Source organism: Neolewinella lacunae, from assembly GCF_014349155.1.
In the GTDB taxonomy this organism is placed as follows: domain Bacteria; phylum Bacteroidota; class Bacteroidia; order Chitinophagales; family Saprospiraceae; genus Neolewinella; species Neolewinella lacunae.
Genome location: NZ_JACSIT010000154.1, coordinates 53595 through 72673, shown reverse-complemented (window position 1 = coordinate 72673; position 19079 = coordinate 53595). Strand labels below are relative to the sequence as shown.

General features: G+C 58.0%; 12 protein-coding genes and 1 riboswitch. Of the genes, 7 read left to right on the top strand and 5 right to left on the bottom strand.

Annotation, left to right across the window (positions count from 1 at the left end; translation table 11 throughout):
* Positions 1 to 54: 54 nt before the first annotated feature.
* Entirely contained in the window at positions 55 to 1155 is a 1101-nt protein-coding gene (locus tag H9S92_RS21330) for a putative type IX sorting system protein PorV2 (RefSeq protein WP_246464044.1), read from the bottom strand.
* Positions 1156 to 1437: 282 nt separating this feature from the next.
* Here H9S92_RS21330 and H9S92_RS21325 point away from each other — a divergent pair, with 282 nt between their 5' ends.
* Complete coding sequence (locus H9S92_RS21325; protein WP_187468738.1) at positions 1438 to 2121, top strand: cell division ATP-binding protein FtsE; 684 nt, start codon at positions 1438 to 1440, stop codon at positions 2119 to 2121.
* Between the two features lie 189 nt (positions 2122 to 2310).
* Here H9S92_RS21325 and H9S92_RS21320 read toward each other — a convergent pair whose 3' ends face one another.
* Positions 2311 to 3615, bottom strand: coding sequence for an aspartate kinase (locus H9S92_RS21320; RefSeq protein WP_187468737.1), 1305 nt, complete (start codon positions 3613 to 3615; stop codon positions 2311 to 2313).
* A 387-nt stretch (positions 3616 to 4002) separates the two neighbouring features.
* On the opposite strand from H9S92_RS21320, the gene H9S92_RS21315 reads away from it, so the two are divergent.
* Positions 4003 to 4497 carry a DinB family protein gene (locus H9S92_RS21315; RefSeq protein WP_187468736.1) on the top strand — a complete coding sequence of 165 codons (495 nt, stop codon included), beginning with the start codon at positions 4003 to 4005 and terminating at the stop codon, positions 4495 to 4497.
* A 12-nt stretch (positions 4498 to 4509) separates the two neighbouring features.
* On the opposite strand, the gene H9S92_RS21310 is transcribed toward H9S92_RS21315, so the two are convergent.
* Positions 4510 to 6381: a TonB-dependent receptor plug domain-containing protein gene (locus tag H9S92_RS21310; protein ID WP_187468735.1), complete on the bottom strand. Its 1872-nt coding sequence runs from the start codon at positions 6379 to 6381 to the stop codon at positions 4510 to 4512.
* A gap of 258 nt (positions 6382 to 6639) precedes the next feature.
* Positions 6640 to 6832: riboswitch (cobalamin riboswitch) on the bottom strand.
* Positions 6833 to 7204: 372 nt separating this feature from the next.
* On the opposite strand from H9S92_RS21310, the gene H9S92_RS21305 reads away from it, so the two are divergent.
* From H9S92_RS21305 to H9S92_RS21295, 3 genes are all read left to right on the top strand, one after another.
* Positions 7205 to 10360: a SusC/RagA family TonB-linked outer membrane protein gene (locus H9S92_RS21305; RefSeq protein ID WP_187468734.1), complete on the top strand. Its 3156-nt coding sequence runs from the start codon at positions 7205 to 7207 to the stop codon at positions 10358 to 10360.
* 12 nt (positions 10361 to 10372) lie between these two features.
* Positions 10373 to 11854: a RagB/SusD family nutrient uptake outer membrane protein gene (locus H9S92_RS21300; RefSeq protein ID WP_187468733.1), complete on the top strand. Its 1482-nt coding sequence runs from the start codon at positions 10373 to 10375 to the stop codon at positions 11852 to 11854.
* A 214-nt stretch (positions 11855 to 12068) separates the two neighbouring features.
* On the top strand, positions 12069 to 12662 hold the full coding sequence (locus H9S92_RS21295) for an RDD family protein (protein WP_187468732.1): 594 nt from the start codon (positions 12069 to 12071) through the stop codon (positions 12660 to 12662).
* Between the two features lie 79 nt (positions 12663 to 12741).
* Here the strand turns inward: H9S92_RS21295 and H9S92_RS21290 are convergent, their stop codons facing one another.
* Entirely contained in the window at positions 12742 to 14433 is a 1692-nt protein-coding gene (locus H9S92_RS21290) for a DUF6909 family protein (protein ID WP_187468731.1), read from the bottom strand.
* A gap of 422 nt (positions 14434 to 14855) precedes the next feature.
* Between H9S92_RS21290 and H9S92_RS21285 the strand changes: the two genes are divergently transcribed.
* The gene (locus H9S92_RS21285) at positions 14856 to 15797 is read left to right on the top strand and encodes a DUF4382 domain-containing protein (RefSeq protein WP_187468730.1); all 942 of its coding nucleotides are present in this window, start codon (positions 14856 to 14858) and stop codon (positions 15795 to 15797) included.
* 293 nt (positions 15798 to 16090) lie between these two features.
* A complete protein-coding gene (locus H9S92_RS21280) occupies positions 16091 to 16798 on the top strand; it encodes a glycosyltransferase family 2 protein (protein WP_187468729.1) in 708 nt (235 codons plus the stop codon).
* A 155-nt stretch (positions 16799 to 16953) separates the two neighbouring features.
* Here H9S92_RS21280 and H9S92_RS21275 read toward each other — a convergent pair whose 3' ends face one another.
* Complete coding sequence (locus tag H9S92_RS21275) at positions 16954 to 19050, bottom strand: M16 family metallopeptidase (protein WP_187468728.1); 2097 nt, start codon at positions 19048 to 19050, stop codon at positions 16954 to 16956.
* Positions 19051 to 19079: the final 29 nt, after the last annotated feature.

Genomic DNA, 19079 nt, shown 5'->3' with positions numbered 1-19079 from the left:
GGTTAATGCCCGAAAGTTAGGGGAATTTCTTCGGCTGGGTGGCCGCTTTACCAATTATTCTGCCGTCCGGGGCCGGATGCCGAGGCGCAAGGAGATGATGTGGCTGTAGGTGGAGCGGCCGTCGTCTTCGCCCAGGTCGGTATAGGCATAATCAACGTTGAGTTGCCCGACCTTGAGGCCGAGCCCAATGGAGGGCCGGGAGTTGAGCCGCTCCACCTGATCGAAATCAGCAATGCGCTGCAACTGCGAGACCCCTGCCCGAAGGAAAATGAAGGAGCCGTAGTTGGCCTCCAGCCCCAAGGCGGGGTCAATACTGATGGGATCGGCAGAAAGCAGCGTATTGCGCTTGCCGTCGGTAGTGGCAATGAGGTTGAGCTCAGCGGCCAGGCCGAGGTTCTGGGCGAGGTTGAACTGACGGGCCAGGGCCAGCACCAGGGTGGGGCGGGTGGTTTCGACGCTGTTGATGGGCACCGTATTGTTGGTCAGTTGCAAGGTAGCCCGCTCGGCCTCGGTGAAGCTGAAAGACCAGGCGTTGAAGGTCGTCGTAAGGTCGCGGGCGAGCAGGGCGTAGGTCCAGTCGCCCCGCTCCAACTGTGCGCCCAGGTCGAGGCCAAAGCCCCAGCTGCTGGCAAATTCCCCGATGCTGCGGTGGATGACCTTGACGTTGCCCCCCACGCGCAGGGTGCCCTTGGCTTTGGGGTAGGACCGGGCGTAAGTGCCCAGGAAGGCGTAGTCGGCGGCCGAAAATTCCGTGACGTTATCGAAGTTGATCGTGCCATCGGCTTCGTAGAGGGAAAGCGTGTTGGGGATATTATCAATGCCGAAGCGGATGAGGCTGACGCCGATGCGCTGGTTCTTCGCCGCCAGCGGCAGCGTAAAGCCCAGGAAATCGTAATTGCCCACCCCGCCAAACCATTCCGCGTGCATCGCCCCGATCTCGAGGCCAGCGGAGGGGTCCAAACCCGCTAAGCCGGCGGGGTTCCAGGCTGCGGCGTAAACATCGTTCTGGCTCGCCACCACCGCAGTACCCATGCCGTGGGCCCGGGCCCCGACGCCAATGCTGAGAAATTCATTGCTGTACTTTTGCGCCCAGCCTCCCTGTGGCAGGGCCGAAAATGCCAGTACGAACAGGGGAGCGACAAATCTTAGGGACATAACCGTGGTAGGTGAGGGGAAGAAAAATACGCAGCGACTTTGCCGCCCGCCCGGCGTTGGCACCGACTGCAGAGTAGCGCTGGCACCGCGCGCAGGGCAAAAGTAGCCAATTGCGGACCGCCGGGCGGGCATTGCCCGCGCCAGGAGAACGAAAACTTCGGCAACCGCCGTCTTGCCACTGCCCAAAATAATGATACCTTAGAGGCCAGCTACGTTTCAGGAAGCGCGACGGCTTTTTAATTTAGCAGTTCACATGGTAACCCAAGCGACAAACAACAGGGTATGGCGGAAGCAATCGTAGAACTTCGGGGCGCAAACATTCGGCAGGGCAACCGCGTCATCCTGGAAAAAGTCGATCTGCGCATCGCGCCGGGTGAATTCGTCTACCTCGTCGGCAAAACCGGCGCGGGGAAGTCCAGCCTGCTCAAAACGATCTACGCCGCTTTGCCCCTCGGCGGCGGCACCGGCACCGTAGCGGGTATGGCGCTGCAACAACTTAACCGCCGTACCATCCCCCGCCTGCGCCGCCAGCTCGGCATCATTTTTCAGGATTATAACCTGTTGATGGACCGCAACGTCGAAGACAACCTCCGCTTCGTCCTGGCGGCCACCGGCTGGCGTAAAGGAGCGGCCCAGGAAAGCCGGATTGACGAAGTCCTCACCGCCGTCGGGCTCCCCGACCGCCGCCGCTCCATGCCCCACGCCCTCAGCGGCGGCGAACAACAGCGCATAGCCTTCGCCCGGGCCCTGCTCAACCAACCCAAACTGCTCATTGCCGACGAAGTTACCGGCAACCTCGATCCCGAAACGAGCCGGGAAATGCTCTCCCTGATGCGCGGCCTGGCTACCCGGCACGGAGCGGCCATCCTCTTCGCAACCCACGATTACAGCCTGCTCCAGCAATTCCAGGCCCGCGTCGTGCAATGTGCTGACGGGCGGGTGGAAAACTCCCATTTGGATGTTTGATGCCTGATGTCAGATGTGCAATGTCCGCGACACTGGTTCCGGACGTCCCGTCCGGCGTTGTGCTGGTTCCGGACGTCTCGTCCGGCCCAACGTCCTTGGAGTGCTAAACTTCTTCTCCCGCAGTACCGTGGGGCTCAGCCTTCCCTTGGCCAAAGAGACCATTATTTCAAGGAGTGACTCTGCCTCTCCTCAATCCTTGCGCCGGATGACGGGGATTTCCTTCACCACCATTTGCAGGGTCAGCGGCATGCGGCCCTCCAGAAGCTGTACTTTCCCGCGGCGCATACTGTCGGCCACCTCGCTGGTGTAGTGGCGGACGGTGATGAGTTCCAGGTCGCGCTCCACGGCGGTTTTGAACTCGGCATTGACGAGTTGGCAGAAACGTTCCACGCGGTCGTCGATGTCATTAACGACGATGTTGAAGCTGATGGCCGTATTTTGCATCATGTTCACCTGCAGGCGGGTGGTGGTGATGTGCTCGAAAAGCTGCTTAATGTGGTGTTCGGCAACGAAGCTGAAGTCGCGGGTACTGATGTTGACCAGGGCCTGGAATTTTTCCACCGCTACCATCGGCGGGTAGTTGTCGCCGGCTTCGTCGGAAATTTCCGTGCCCTTCTCCGTGGGGTCTACGAAGCTGCGCACGAACAGCGGGATGCTTTTGTTCTGAAGTGGCTTGATGGTTTTGGGGTGAATGATGCTGGCCCCGTAGTAGGTCATCTCAATGGCCTCGCGGTAGCTGAGGCGCTCGACCTTGGTGACGTTTTCAAACAGGCGGGGGTCGGCGGTAAGCACGCCGGGAACGTCTTTCCAGATCGTCATCGCCACCGCATCCAGGCAGTAGCTGAAGATGGCCGCCGAATAGTCGGAGCCCTCCCGGCCCAGCGTGGTGGTGAAGTTTTCGGACGTGGAGCCGATGAAGCCCTGGGTGAGTACGAAGCCACCGGAAGCGAGCAGGGGACGGACATGCTGGCCGATCCGGGCCTGGGTTTCGGGCCACTGCACCCAGCCTTCGCGGTAGGTGTTGTCGGTCAGGATACAGTCGCGGGCATCCACCCAGTGGGTCTGGAGGCCTTCGTGGTTGAGCCAGGCCGCCACAACCTGGCTGCTGATGAGCTCGCCAAGGGAAACAATCTGGTCGTAGTCGTAGTCGTAAAGATCACTGGGGGCTTCGTCAAAAATCCACTCTACGGCCACGAAGAGATCGTTGAGGGACGTAACGAGGTCTTCGGGGATTTGGCCGAAGAGTTCCTTGGCCGTCGTCAGGGTCGCATTGTGCAATTCCGTCAGGCGCTGCCGGGCGGTGGGGACGTCGCCGTCGAAGTAGGCACGCGCTACCAGTTCGAGCGCGTTGGTGGTTTTGCCCATCGCCGAGACGATGATCACCAATTGTTTGCCCGCGTAACCCTGGAGGATGTTGGCAACATTGCGGATGGCGGCGGCATCTTTGAGAGACGCGCCGCCGAATTTAAACACGTTCAGCTCGGGCGTTGGCATGGCGGCTTTTTGAGGGGATTCTTAATCAGGAGCGCAAAGATAGCGTGGGCGCGGCCGCAGGTGCAAGGAATGGGACGTTTAGATGGGTGATGTCGGATGTACGATGTCAGATGTGTGATGTCAGATGGGTGATGTCAGATGTGCGATTTTAGATGTTGCGCCTTGTAACAGCGGCAGCAAATGTTAAATGTTGAATGTTGACCGCCGTAGGCAGCAGTGCAGCTAATTGAGAATGTTAAATTCTGTTGTCCCATTTTCCAAAACCACCTCACCGTTGAGGATGGAACGTTGGCTATTGGTAGTAGACACCGTCTTCTCCTTACCTTGCTCCTCCATCCCGAACGTGGCACCTGCGGCCGCGCCCCTGATTTTCCTCAACCTTTACCAATGCTTGACCCGCTGAAAAACGCCGCCGTTTATTTCCTGGACTGGAACCTCGAACGCATCGGCCGTTGCCTTGAAACGCTGCGCGAAGAGCAGATCTGGGCCAGGCCCAACGGCCATTCCAACAGCATTGGCAACCAGGTGCTGCACCTGGAGGGCAATATCCGGCAGTGGGCAGTCCATGGCCTGGGCGGAGCAAATGACGTACGCCAACGCGACGCAGAATTTGCCGCTACGGGCGGAGTAAGCAAGGCGGAATTACTGGCGCGGCTCAGCGCCGTAATTGCCGCCGCCAAAAGCACCGTGCTGGCCCTGACCGAAGCCCAATTGAGGGAAGAACGCAAGATTCAGGCGTACGTCCACGACGGGGTTTTCATCCTGCTCCACGTGGTAGAACACCTCAGTTACCACACCGGGCAGATTGTCTTCTGGACCAAAGCCCTCCAGGATCGGGACCTCGGTTTTTACGCCGGAGTGGCGCTGGATACGACGAATTAAGGGGAGGCAACCCTACCAGCGCAGCGCCACGCCACCCCGGAAGTTGATCCCTTGGGTGCCAAAGCCCGTCACCTCCACGAACTCGGCGTCCGTCAGGTTGCGCACTTCGGCGAAGAGGGTGAGATTACGGGCGGGCAGGAACTGGTACTCGGCGTAGGCATTGACCAGCACGAAGGGATCGAGCGTAGACAAAAAACTGTTGAAGTCGGCATCAAACCAGATGTCGGGTCTGGGGGCGGTATAAGTCATGCCCAAGCGGGCCAGAAAAGGACTTTTGGCGGTAAAGACCACTTGTCCGGCCCCGGTAAATTGTGGCCGGCGGAAGAATTCGTCTACCGTGGGGATGGCAGGATCGTCGCTGATCAAGGCCCCCTGCAGGTAGCTCACGTTGGCCGTGGCGCTCAGGTGGGAGGTAACACGGATCTGCCCGTCGAGCTCCATGCCCCAGTCCCGCATCCTATCCTGGTTGGTATATCCGGTGGCGGTGAAGAGGATGAGGTCTTTGATGTTGCGTCGAAACACCGTCAGGCCCACGCGGTAGCGTCCATCCGGGGTCGCAAACTGGGCACTGCCTTCCAGGGAGGTGGATACCTGTGGATCCAAATTGGGGTTGGAAAGGAAGGGCCCGAAGAGTTGGTCCAGCGTTGGGCTTTGGAAGGCGGAGGCGGCCGATAGGCGATAAGTCCAGCGCGGACCTCCGCTGAAGGCGAATGCCCCAGACCAGTTGCCTTGCCCGCCGAAGGAAGAGTGGTGATTGTAGCGCAGGCCCGTTTCCAGGTTCAGGCGGTTGGCCAACTGGAGGTCCAGCAGCAGGTAGGGACTGACCGTAGTGGCACCGGTGCCAGCGGCATTTTCGGTGCGGAGGACTTCCCTGCGCAGCTGCCCGCCGAGGGTTAGGGCTACACGGTCCACCGGTGCCCAGAGGTGAAAGACCTCGCCCTGGTGGGCGGTGCCCCGGAAGGCGGAAGGGCCAAAGGTTGCGTCGTTGAACACCCGGTCGGTAGCCGCCAGGTTGTAGCGCCCGCCGAGGGTATTGTTGCGGTAGCGGTAGTCAAAAGCTAGGCTGGGCAAAAGCAGGTCGTTGGTATAAGTGTTGTCGGCATCCTGAAAAGAACCGCCGTCGTAGTCGCCCGTAAAGCTGGCCAGGCGCAGGGCCGGTCGGATGCTGAGTTGTGGGGTAGGGTGGTAGTTGAGCTGGGCGTTGAGCGTCCGGCGCGTCGCGCCGTCGCGGTCAAATTCCGTCGTGCTCCCCGCCGGGGCCAGTGCTTCGCTGAAGCCCTGCGTCGTAAAGTGCTCGTAGCCCAGCCGGTAGTCCAATTTGTTGGTGGCACCGGATGCGGCCAGGCTGCCTTCGTAGGTGCCGAATGATTGGGCGGCGGCGCGCAGGTGCAGGGTAAGGGGATCGGGAGCAGTGTTTTGCCGACTGATGAGGTTGATCACCCCCGCCACCGCGTCGGAGCCGTAGAGCAAAGACCGCGCGCCCCGCAAAATCTCGATGCGCTCAATGTTTTCCAGTGAAAGGAGACGCAGATCGACCGCGCCGCCCAGGGAAGAAGGATCAATCAAGGGCTGCCCGTCGAGTAGGATGAGGGTAAACTGGTTGGCGCCGTTGCGGAGGAAGATGGACTTGTCTTTGCCGGGGTTGCTGTACGCGCCGTTGATGACGATGCCCGCCGCTTCGTTGAGCAGCTGGGCCAGGTCGTTGGAGCGGGCAATGCTGGCCGAGTCGATGACCGTCACGCGGTGCGGGCTCTCCGCCGCAGGCCGGGGCACGCGGCTGCCGGTGACGACCACCTCTTCGGTAGTGGCTTCCCAAGGCGGCAGGTCTTGGGCCCACAGGGGCAGTGCGAGAGCAAAAATGAACGAAAGAAGGAAGAAACGCATGGTCATTTTGGGGTGTATCCGGTGAGCCAGGCGCAGGCAGCTGTTGTTGCGGGCGGGTAGGGGAGTGGGCGCGAAGCCTTCCCTCGCTCCTCCCCTCGGGGTCGGGGGGCATCCTTCCCCCGGCATCCCGAAATCCTCCGGGACTATCGCCTGCGGCCGCGCAAAAAGACCCCGGTGGCGGGCACACGGCGTCTTCTTGCGGGACGCGCCACAGGCACGCGAACGCAACAACAACCCCACTCTTTCTCACCGAAAAGTGAAGGAATATGGCAACCGGCAGGTCTTCTGGCTCACCCCTCCGGCGCGCCGCCTTCCCACACCCGGAGGGCGCAGTGGCACGATGGCGCGTGGAATACGGGGGTTTACAGCTGCGGGGACAGCTCCGGTTTTGCACCGGATTCCCTTTTAAGTCCCGGCGAAAACCCGGGGCACCAAATTGCGGGGATAAAGGTAAGGTGCCGCCCACAGTTGGGCGGGAGGGAGACGACAAAAAAAGGCAAACGTTGCACGGCTTTTCTGCGAATTCCGTTTTGGCAAGCAAAATTGCCAAAGCGGGATCAGGGGGGCAGCATTTTTTGACGGTCAACCGTTAATGCGCTACACTTACCTCCTGAATTAGTCCTAACGACGAATGTAGAGCTTTCGGCACACTTCACCTTATATCCGCCACGGGCAACAGAACTGACCATTGTTGTGCCATATTTCACTTTTGGCTACCTCCTTCTTCCCCGGTTTCCGGGGTACAGTTGACTGTTGTCTTCAGGCGGCTCTTTAGGGCGAAATGAGCATTTTTCCACACGTTTTTTCATAACTCAACTTATCTATGAAACAAAAAATCACCAGCATTTACCGCCTGGTCTTGTTACTGCCCCTCCTTTTCCTGGGGGTGGCCGTGCAGGCCCAGAACGCCATCACCGGTACGATTACCGGGGCGGAAGACGGCGAGCCCCTCATTGGGGTTACGGTCCTAGTGGAAGGTACTACGACAGGTACCGTTTCCGACCTGGACGGCAATTACAGCATCCAGGCCAGTGCGACGGATGTATTGATTTATTCCTACACGGGGATGGAAACGCAAAGAATCACGGTGGGTACGCAACGGCAGATTGACGTGGCCCTGGTCTCTTCCAATATTTCCCTGGATCAGGTCATTGTGACGGCCTACGGTACCTCAAAAAAAGGTGCCTTTACGGGTTCTGCGACGCAGATCAACTCCGAAGACATCCAGAACCGTGGGGTGACCAACATCACCAGCGCGCTCAACGGTGCACCGGGTATCCAGTACTCTCCGGGGAGCGGGCAGCCGGGGGCGAGTTCTCCCCTGCGCGTGCGGGGCTTCGGTTCCGTAAATGCTTCGGCTGACCCACTGTACGTAGTAGACGGTATCATCTTTTCTGGTAACCTCAACAGCCTGAACCCCAACGACATTGAGAGCCTTACGGTGCTTAAAGATGCAGCTTCCACTGCACTCTACGGTGCCAAGGCGGCCAACGGGGTCGTGTTGATCACCACCAAATCCGGCCGCACCAGCGCCTCCGGACGATCTACGATGAACGTGAACATCAGCCAGGGTTTCAGTGGTCGCGCCCTGCCCGAGTACGAACGGGTTGGCCCAGCCGAATACTACGAATTGCAGTGGGAAGCGCTGCGGAACAGCTTTCTGACGACTGCCAACGACGACCTCGCCACGGCCAACCAGAAAGCCACCGACCAGATTTTCACCCAGTTGGGTACGAACCCCTTTAACGTCCCCAACAACCAAATCGTGGGCACCGATGGCCGGATCAACCCCAATGCGGAGCTTCTTTACCCCGATGACCTCGACTGGCAGGAACCGCTGACGCGCCTGGGCAACCGCACGGAAGCCAACGTTGCCTACCAAGGGGGAACCGAAAAAACCTCTTACTACTCTTCCCTGGGCTACATTGACGATCAGGGCTGGATCCTGGCGTCCGATTTCCGCCGGGTTTCTGGCCGTCTCAACGTCACTACCAGTCCCCGCAAATGGATCCGTACCGGATTTAACGCCAACGTGGCCACCTCTACGGCCAACCAGGCGGCCGACGGCGGGAGCACGAGTTTTGTGAACCCTTTCTTCTCTACGCGGACGATCGCACCGATCTACTCCGTGTTTGAGCACGACCCCGTAACGGGGGCCTTCCTGCTGGACGATGCGGGCAACCGCATCTACGACCTGGGCGCTAATCGTGTTGGCAACACCAGCGGCCGCCACGTCATCCAGGAAACGCTGCTCAACCAGGACATCGACCGCAACAGCACCATCGGCGGCCGGGCTTTTGTGGACCTCACTTTCCTCCCGGAACTGACGCTGACGGTAAACGCTGGCTACGATAACCGCGCCTTCAACAACGTGGGCTACGGCAACACCATCGTGGGTGACGCGGCCCCGAACGGACGGGCTTTCCGGACCAACACAGTTACGAACTCCCTGAGCTTTAACCAGCTGCTGAACTACAAAAAAGACTTTGGCATCCACAACCTGTCTTTGCTGGTAGGCCACGAAAGCTTCGAGTACGAAAACAACTACCTGTATGCATTCCGTACCTCCCAAATCGCTACGGGCAACAACGAACTGATCAATTTCGCTACGCTGGAAGATGCGACTTCCAATACCACGCGCTACACCACCGAAGGGTACCTGGCGCGGGCGGAGTACGACTTTGATGGCCGCTACTTCCTTTCGGCTTCCTTCCGCGCAGACGGCTCTTCGCGCTTTGCGGAAGACGTTCGGTGGGGACAGTTCTACTCCGTCGGCGGTGCCTGGCGTCTGGACCAGGAGGCTTTTATCGACAACTTACCCTGGGTAGACTTGCTGAAACTGCGGGCCTCTTACGGGGAAGTGGGCAATGACTCCAATCTCGACTTCGGCGCGCTGAGTGCTTACGCCAGCCAGGCCTTGTTCAGCCTCGGCTTCAACAACGCTTCTGAGCCGGGCATCCTGGTGGGCTCGCTCGGTGCCCCAAACCTGGAATGGGAAACGAACGCGCAAACGGACGTTGCCCTGGAGTTCAGCCTGTTCAACTACCGCCTCAACGGTACCATTGAGTACTACAACCGCAACACCGATAACCTCATCTTCGAAGTACCCCTGCCGCTGTCTACGGGCAACGACAACGTGCTGGCCAACATCGGCTCGATGTTCAACCGGGGCATCGAACTGAACTTGAGCGGTGACATCATCCGCACCCCGAAATTTACCTGGACCCTTGACGTGAATGGCTCGACCATCCGTAACGAGTTCACGGAACTGCCACAGGAGGAAATCATTACCGGCACGAAGAAGCTGGTAGTGGGCGGCTCGATCTACGATTACTGGCTGCGCGATTACTACGGTGTAGACCCCGCCGATGGTGCTGCACTTTACCGCCTCAATCCAGAGGTAAGTGCCACCGATGCCAGCGTCCGCATATTGAACGGAGATACCCTGACCACGAACTTCAATAACGCCAAATTCGACTTCGTAGGCACGGCGGTTCCGGATTTATTCGGTGCCATTACCAATAAATTCCAGATCGGCAATTTCCGTTTCGGCTTCCTGGTCACCTACCAGATTGGCGGACAGACTTACGACACCAACCACGCCAATCTGCTGAGCAACGGCAACTTTGGCTCTGCCCTCAGCGTAGACATTCGCGACCGTTGGCAGCAGCCCGGGGACGTCACGCTGGTGCCCCGCCTGGACGCTTCCCAGACCAATAACTTCGGTGCTGCTTCCAGCCGCTTCCTGGTGAAATCCGATTTCCTGGCCATTCGTCAGGCAAACATCTCCTACAACATCCCCGATGCGTTGATGTCCCGGCTGGGCATGAGCAACTTCACCATTTACGCCAACGCCGAAAACCTTTTCCTGGACACGGCGCGGAAGGGAATGGACGTGAACCAGAACTTCAATGGCACCACCTCCAACCGCTTCACGCCATCGCGGGTCGTCACCTTTGGTATTAACACTACCTTTTAAAGCCAATCAACAATGAAACAAATCTTGAAATTTATCAGCCTTCCGCTGTTGCTACTGCTGGTGTTGACGGGCTGCGAGAAAGAATTTCTCAACGAAGTACCCACTACGGGCGTTGCGGCCAGTTCTGCCGTCTCCACTACGGATAACCTCTTTCTCGTCGTCAACGGCATCCACCGCCTGATGTACGAGCGCCAGGGTTCCAACGGTGAAGGCGGCTATTCCGCCATGATGATCCAGCACGATGCGCTGGGGGAAGATCTGGTGATGAACGCCCGCTCTAACGGTTGGTGGATCAGTATGGCGAGTTGGAATGACCACACCAACGCAACCGACAGCGACAACCGCTTCGGCTGGCGGGTGCTGTACAAAATCATCAACAACGCCAATATTGTCATCGAAGGCGCGGATGAGGCTACCGGCCCCGACGCCCAGCGCAAAGCAGCCGTAGGGCAGGCTTTGGCCTACCGGGCCTTTGCTCACTTTACCCTGGTGCAACGGCACGCCATCCGCTACACACCGGGCGGAAACAATACCCAACCCGGGATTCCACTGGTGTTGACGGCGACCACCGAAGGGCAGTCCCGCGCCACCGTTGAAGAGGTATACGCCCAGATCAACCAAGACCTGGACGACGCCATCGCCAACCTGGAGGGTTACGTACGGCCCAACAACTCGCACATCGATGAATTCGTCGCCAAAGGCCTCAAAGCACGGGTAAACCTGGTGCAGGGCAACTGGGCAGTCGCCGCAGATTTCGCCATTCAGGCACGCGCCGATTTCGAACTGATGAGTAACGACGAATACCTGGCTGGCTTCAACGATTACAGCAATCGCGAATGGATGTGGGGTGGTTTTTACAATGAAGAACAAGGCTCCCTGTTCACCAACTTCGGTGCCTGGATGAGCCGCAACTTCAACTCCACCAACATCCGGGGCAATCCTAAGTCCATCAGCAAAGTGCTGCACGATCAGATTCCCACTACCGATGTGCGCTCGCTCGTCTTCAGCCCCGATGGTTCTCACCCGAACCTCCCGGCTGGGTACGTCATTCCTTCCAACTTTGCCCGCTTCCCCTACACCAGCCAGAAGTTTTTGTCTTTTGATACGGGAGACAGCCGGGGCGACGTCCCCTACATGCGCGCCGCCGAGATGTACCTGATTGAGGCCGAAGCCAAAGCCCGTATGGGCACGGGCGGGGCTGAAGCTTTGCTGCCACTGGCCCAAAACCGCGACGCTGCCTACACGCTCTCCACCAACACGGGGCAGGCCCTCATTGACGAGATTCTGCTGCAACGCCGTTGGGAACTGTGGGGCGAAGGCTTCCGCTTTTTCGACCTTAAGCGTACGGATGCTGCGCTGGACCGCACGGGCTCCAACCACGTTCCTGCTTTGCTGGGCAACCTGCTGCAAGTGCCCGCTGGCGATAGCCGCTGGCAGTGGTTGATCCCTATGGCAGAAATTGACGCAAACCCCAACATCACCCAAAACCCTTAGTAGAGGGATGATGGCAGCGGTTTAATCTGCTGCAATAGTACACCGGGCGCCTTGCAACGATGCAGGGTGCCCGGTGGCGTTTTAGAGGAGCTGGTCAACCGTTTTGCCCGGCTTAACTTACCCCTCCGTCGACCCCCGCCCGTAATTAATCTAGGATTTACCCAAAGTCGACCCGGCCCAACTTATCTTTCCACCGTAACCAAACCATACTGTTATGACTAGTGATACCCTCGATAGCGTTGGCTTCAACGACAATATTTACGCACCCCGCTTTGCTGGCTTCGGCGTGCGGCTGGGCGCCTACATCATCGATATGCTGGTACTTATTCCCTTCATCGGGGCCAGCGTCTACTTCTCCTCTTTCAACCCCAACGCCCTGGCTTACCTGGGCATCGCCCTGCTGACGTCCCTCTACAAACCCATCATGGAGATGCAGTACGGGGCTACGGTGGGCAAGATGGCAACCAAAATCAAAGTCGTCGGGGCCGAAGGGGTGCCCATCACCCCCGAGCAGGCCTTCATGCGCTGGATTCCCTTCTTCGTGGGGACTATTTTCAGCGTTTGGTTGCAGTATTCCCTGATCTCCGGTGCCGAAGCCGAAGGCATCACGGGCTATATGGAGTTCGCCATGTACCAGCAAGAATACATGGCAGAAATGGGCGTTATGGCCTACCTGGGCCAGCTGCTGGGCTTCCTGCCCCTCGTTTCAGCCCTCTTTATGCTCGGTAACCAGCGCAAGCAGGCCGCCCACGATACCCTGGCCAAAACCTACGTGATTTACAAAGAGCAGGCCGCTACGCCGCTTTAAACGCCTGACCGTTCCGGGGGGCAGGTGCCGGGGCCAGCTGATGATGTTCTGCCCTGCTCCCCGCAACCTCCAAGCTGCTTTAGAGCACCCGCTCCAGAATCTTCGCAGTAATCAGGTAGGTAGGCTTTACCCCGTCGGCTCCCAACGGCCCCGAAGCCAGGGTATGCCCCGTTACCAGCGGGTTGTCACTGGCGTAATAAGCGTAACGGAGCTTCAGGTGGGGATTGACCGAGCGGCGAATGTGCGTCGCCGCCTGGATGGCCTTTTGGTAGTGCGCTCCCTCCATCTCTAAACCAACGGCCCGCCAGCTGCTGGTCAGAAAGTAATCCAGGATGGGGATGTTCTGCAAGCTGGTCCCCAATACCGTCACCATCGGCCCGCCGTAAACGCCCAGGCCCTGGCCCGTAAAGTCCTCCATACTGAAGTCATTCTCAAAGGGGTAATTATCCGCCGTCCCCTCAAATATGTGGGCATCGGGCACCATAATGTCTCCCTTTTTGCCTTCCAGAATGCCCGCCTTGCCCATGATGTTGATGCTCTCCACAGGCATATCGTACACCCGCCCCGTTTCGGGATCGTGGTAGGGGCGCAGCAACTCGTCCATGCTCTCGTAAGCCTGTTCCCCGAAGGCGTAGTCCATCACCAGCAAAACCGGTGCCTGGTCGGGCGACCTGGTCGGCTGGAAATTAAGCTCAGGAGAAATCACCTTGGGGTCGAATGCGGCAGTATCGTAGATCTGTACCCCCAGGTTGGCCCCGCTGGTGTCCGTCAGTTCAATGAGGCCATTTTTGGCCGCCATCTGAAATACCTCCGGCCGCAGGTGCTTGTATTCAGCTTCGCTCATGGCCCGCGCAAAATCGTATAAGCTTTTGTGGTTGCGCAATTTTTTGCCCAGGGCTGCGGGGGCAAAAAGGCTATTGGCTACACTGTGGAGGTTGGCACTGATGATGTGTAAGGGGCGTTCAATGAGCTTGCGCTCCAACAACACGGCCTTAATGTTGAGGGCCCAGATTTCTCCGTAGTAATGGTGCCCGGTTTGCTCGCGCAGGCTGCTGCTGAAGGTGATTTCCCGATCCTGCTTGTGCTCGGCTTCTTCTTTTGCCATCCGTCCCAGCCAGTAGGCCACGTGAAAAAGGGAGTTGACGTCTTCCGACTGGGCAAAGCGCCGCGAGGCCCCCACTACTTCTTCGTAGGTGCGCCCCAGTAGGGTACTCAGATAGGTGTAGGCCGTTTCCAGTTTAAAATCGCGGCCCATTTCTTCGTCTTTGACGATTTGTTCCAGCAGGCCCCACTCCCGGATGGGGCGTCCTTTGCTGTCCAGGCTGTTGCGGTAAATCTTGGTGGCCTCCGCGTAGAGGAAGGTCAGGTGCGTTAGAATGTCGTAGATGTCGGAGCGCCCCCTGGTCATCTCGATGTACATCTCATTTTCGTCGATCCGGTAGGCACTACGCCGCCGGGCCGGCGCAATGATGGGCTCAAAATGACTTTTCTCGTATCCCTCCCGGGCAATGAGTTTAACGAAGCGACATTCCTCGATGCCCTTGGGTAGGCGGTTCAGCACGTAGTGGAGGCCATTGAGCTCCACCCGTTCTTCATCGGCAATGGAGCCATAAATTTCCGGCCGCAAGACCATCAGATTGTCCATCAGCGTCTTGCCACTCATCCCCACGGGCTTGTAGCTGCCGCGGATCAGCAAATGTCGCATGGCAATGTAGAGGCGTTGAACGGCGGTGCGGCTTTCCTGGGCGCGGGTACGGATGGGTATGGTCATAAAGTGAAGTCCTTCGGCTAAAGACACCTGACAACCAAAACTGGTTTAAGCAGGGAGTAGGAAAATAGGGCGCGGCCGCAGGTGCCTTGGTCGGCACGAAAGAGCAGGGAGAGTCCACACGCGGTCAACTCTACCATGCAAAAAGGCCTGCACTCAGTTGTCTGCGCCACAACAGCCCCTGAGAAAGGGCTTCCGCGTAACAGGTAATGTTCACGCCGCTGTCAGAGATTATCCGAACATCCGCAGTTGGGAATCCGTTGATCCGTTAGATCAATGATTGCGTAGATGATTACCGCAAGAACTAATCCCCACAAATCCTTCGATCGCGATGATTTGACTTTACTTAACCCATCAATTTTTTCGCCGTCCTTGCACGGTTCGGCGAACCCCTAAACCATCTTTTCAACCTAAACATTCCTGACATGAAGTCTATTCTTTTCCCCACCCGCCTCCTGGCGGCCTTCTTCGTCCTTGCCCTTTTTGTTGGTTGTGGCGACGATGACGGCAACAACATCAGTACCGACCAGGGTACTTTTTCCCTTGAAATTACCGATGCACCCATTGACGACCCCAACGTTTCTGCTGTTTTTGTGACCATTGCCGAGGTTCGCCTGGATGGAGAGCCAATATCCGGTTTCCAAAAGACCACCGTGGAACTTTCCGCTCTCCAGAATGGCGTCACCGAAATGCTCTTCACGACTGACCTGGAGGCTAAGACCTACAACACCCTGGAAATCGTCCTAGACGATGCTACCGACGCCGCTGGCAACTCCCCCGGTGCCTACGTCCGTACCATGGACGGTGCCAAAACTGCCCTGACCGTAGCTGGTGATGGTGCACTGCGGGTAGAAAATACGTCGGTTGACATCGAGCAGGGAACCACCACGGAAGCCGTAATCGACTTCGACTTACGCAAAGCTCTCCTGCGTTCCGGAGGCAGCTACGCCTTTGCGGGCGAAAGCCGCTTAGAAAGTAGCCTCCGCTACGTCGAAAAAGATGAAGTAGGTACCTTGTCTGGTACCGTGACCAACGCTACCGGCGAAGAAGGAGAGGTCGTCATCTACGCCTATGCTGCTGGTACCTACACGGACACTGAAGCAGAAGGCGACGAAAACAACTTATTCCTCAACGCCGTATCCTCAACGCGCCTATCTGGAAGTGGCGACTACCAGTTCGCCTTTCTGGAGGCGGGTGACTATGAACTGGTTGCCTTCTCCTACCAGGATGAGGACAACGACGGCCGACTTGAGTTGGCCGGCGAATTTCGCCTGACTGCTGGCCTGAGCATTAACTTACTCAACATCTCCGTTGGTGTCAACTCCAATACTTCCGCCAACTTTACCCTGTCGGCCCTACTTCCCTAGTGCGGCAGCCGGGAGAGGTGGTTTCCCCACCGAGGCTCTTTAAAGGCGCAGCAGGCCCCTGCATCAACTCTTCCCCCGCCGGACAAAGCACCAGCGGGGGATTTTTTCTTCGGGCGTAATTTTTGTCCGGTCCCCAAAACCACCTACGGCTATTTACCCGTAGTTATCGTCTCAAGAAGTTCCCGTTTTAATCCCATTGTACAGCCACCCCAACCCGGCACCGCCGGTTTGGGGTGTTTTTTTTAGGGCTTGGCCCTTACCTTCGCCGCGCACTTATCCATAAGCCTGTGCCTATGTTATCCATCATCATCCCTGCCTACAACGAAGAACGCACCATTCACCTGATCCTCGATAAGGTGCGGAAGGTGGAACTGATCGGCGGGCTGAACAAGGAAATCATCATCGTCAACGACCGCTCTTCCGACGATACCGCCGGCGCCGTTACCCGCTACCGTGCCGCCCACCCCGACCTAAACATTCAGTACTTCGCCCACGACGTGAACATGGGCAAAGGCGCTGCCCTGCACACCGGCATCTCCCGCGCCACGGGCCAGTATCTCATCATTCAGGACGCGGACCTGGAGTACGATCCCGAAGAATACAACGACCTGCTGCGCCCCGTTCTGGATGGCTTTGCTGACGTTGTCTACGGCAGCCGCTTTCAGGGAAGTAAGCCCCACCGCATCCTCTTCTTTTGGCATACCATTGGCAATAAATTTCTCACCACCGTCTCCAACATCTTCACGAACCTGAACCTGACGGATATGGAGACATGCTATAAACTCTTCCGGACGGAAATGATTCAGTCGCTCCGCCTCGAGGAAAAACGCTTCGGCTTCGAGCCGGAAGTGACCGCCAAGATCAGCCGAATCCCCAATGTTCGCATTTACGAAGTGGGCATCAGCTACTACGGCCGAACCTACGAAGAAGGCAAAAAGATTGGTTGGAAAGACGGCGTACGCGCCATCTACTGCATCGTCAAATACGGCTTATTCCGCTAGGGGCAAAATAAAACCGGAAGGCCTTACCCACCCGCCTGGTTTTCGGAACCAAATCAGGGTTGGGTAAGGCCTTCCGGTTTTTCTTTTCGCACCCGGGTGGGGGGATTGTCCAATGTCCCATCGAAGGGCCCTCAGCCGAGCAACACAGCAGTTGCCTAATCGACAGTGAACAGAGACTGGTCCAGATCAGCATTCATCTTGGCTTCCTTTACCTTCATTTCCAGGGGGAAGGGCAGCATCCCACTTATCGTGAGGAGATGGGGGATTTTCACACCCTCTACTTCCCGGTAATCGCCCATATCTATGGTTACCGTTTGTCCACCCTGCGTGCTTACCTGCCGGATCTGTAGCATGGTTTCCTGGTCGAAGTAGTGGCGGGCCGTTCCGCTGGGGCCTTGCACGGCCAGGACTACAGCTTTTTTCCCGTTGACCGTTTCCACGCCTTCCAGGCTCACCTTCTCCAGGTCGTTGAGCAAATCCACCTCGGGGAAAAGCGCGCTCTGTTGGGCCAGGGCGGCGGTGATTTCCGGACTGGCGGGGACGGCCTGGCCCTGCTGGGTCATTTTGGCGGTGCCGGCGTTGTAGCGCTGGTCGGCCATCACCATGCCCATCATTACGGTCTGGCTGCTGAACTTATCGCCACCCTCCTTAGCGATGGTCTGGGTGATGGTCTGCCCCTGGACACTGGCCTCCATGGTGGAGGACATTGATTTAACAGCGGCAACCGCCTCCTTTCCGCCGATGGCCCTGACGTAGCCTTCCAGCACCCCTTTCGCCGTGAGATCACTCGGGGCCGCCATCTCCTCCATATTCATGGGGCGTCCGTTTTCGTCGTAGTAGTTGACTTTGCCATTGGTAGCAAACTGGGCCAGTTTTTCGGCTACGGATTTCTCCCCGACGACAATAATGTGGGTATTCTGCGGGGTAATGATGTCGCGCGCCACTTCCAGTAAGTCATTTTGGCTCGTGGCTTCTACCTTTTTGAGGTAGGTGGGGTAGAAATCGCGGTCTAAGCCGTAGCGTACGGTGTTCAGGGCGTAGCTGGCGATGCGTTCCGGGCTTTCCAGGGCACGTCCGAAGGAACCCGCCAGTTGGCTTTTGGCTCGCTTGAGTTCATCGTCGGTGACCGGTGCGCTGCTGATTTCAGCCAACTCGATCATGAACTGGGTCACCGCAGAATCCGTCACCTCGTTGCGTACGTTCGCGTTGGCCTGGAAGCTACCGATCACTTCGCTGTTCGCGATATTCGAATAAGCGCCGTAGGTGTAGCCTTTGTCTTCCCGCAGGTTCTGGAATAAGCGGCCGTTGAAACCACTGCCCAGAATGCTGTTGACGATGCCAGCGCGGATGGCTTCTTTGGTGCCGGGCTCTACGCGGGCCGGGTGGCTGATGATGATGTTGGACTGTACGGAACCAGCGCGGGGGACGAAATTAACCACCACGCCTGTTGGGCGCTCGGGCGTAGTGAGTGCTGGCGTAGATACTTCCTTGCGCTGCCAGGCACCAAAGTGCTTCCTGGCCAGGTTTTCGGCTTCCGCGCGGGTCAGGTCGCCCACCAGTACGAGGTAACTGCGGTTGGGCACGAAGTAGGTTTGGTAATACTTCTCGATGGCCGCCAGATCGATGTTGGCCAGGCTTTCTTCCGTGGTCAGTTCGCCGAAGGGATGGTCAGGACCGTAAACCAGCACCCGGCGCACCCGGGAGGCAATCGCGTCGGGGTCACTGAGTTCGGATTTGAGGCCAGCGGCGGCATCCGACTTCACTTTCTCAAATTCCGACTGTGGGAATTTGGCATCCAGCACCACCTTGGCCATCAGTTCGGCCATCTGCTCTTTGTACTTGCTGATGGTTGCCGCAAAGGCACCGCTGCTGCTGGTGGAAAGGGAGGCACCAATGAAGTCTACGGACTCATCAATTTCCTCCTTGGACATAGTGGAGGTGGCGCGGCGCAGCATTTGCCCCATCAGGTCGCCAGCGCCCGCGTACTCGCCCTCCAGGTGCGGGGGCACGTCAACGAAGAGCTGGTAGCTGACGCGGGGAAGCTTGTGGTTTTCCACCAGCACGACCTGCAGGCCATTGTCCAGCTTGAAATCCTGGAAATCACCGAGCTGGATTTCTGGCGCAGGACCGGGTGCTGGCGCTTTGGCGCGGAAATTGTCGTTGGTCATCGCAGTGGTGGGAGCACTCGTTTTAGGGGCCGAACAAGCGGCCAGCAGCAGGAGCGCAAAAAGGCTGAGAAAAATGCGTTGCATTGTAGCTTATTTTTGGGTGGATCGTAAAA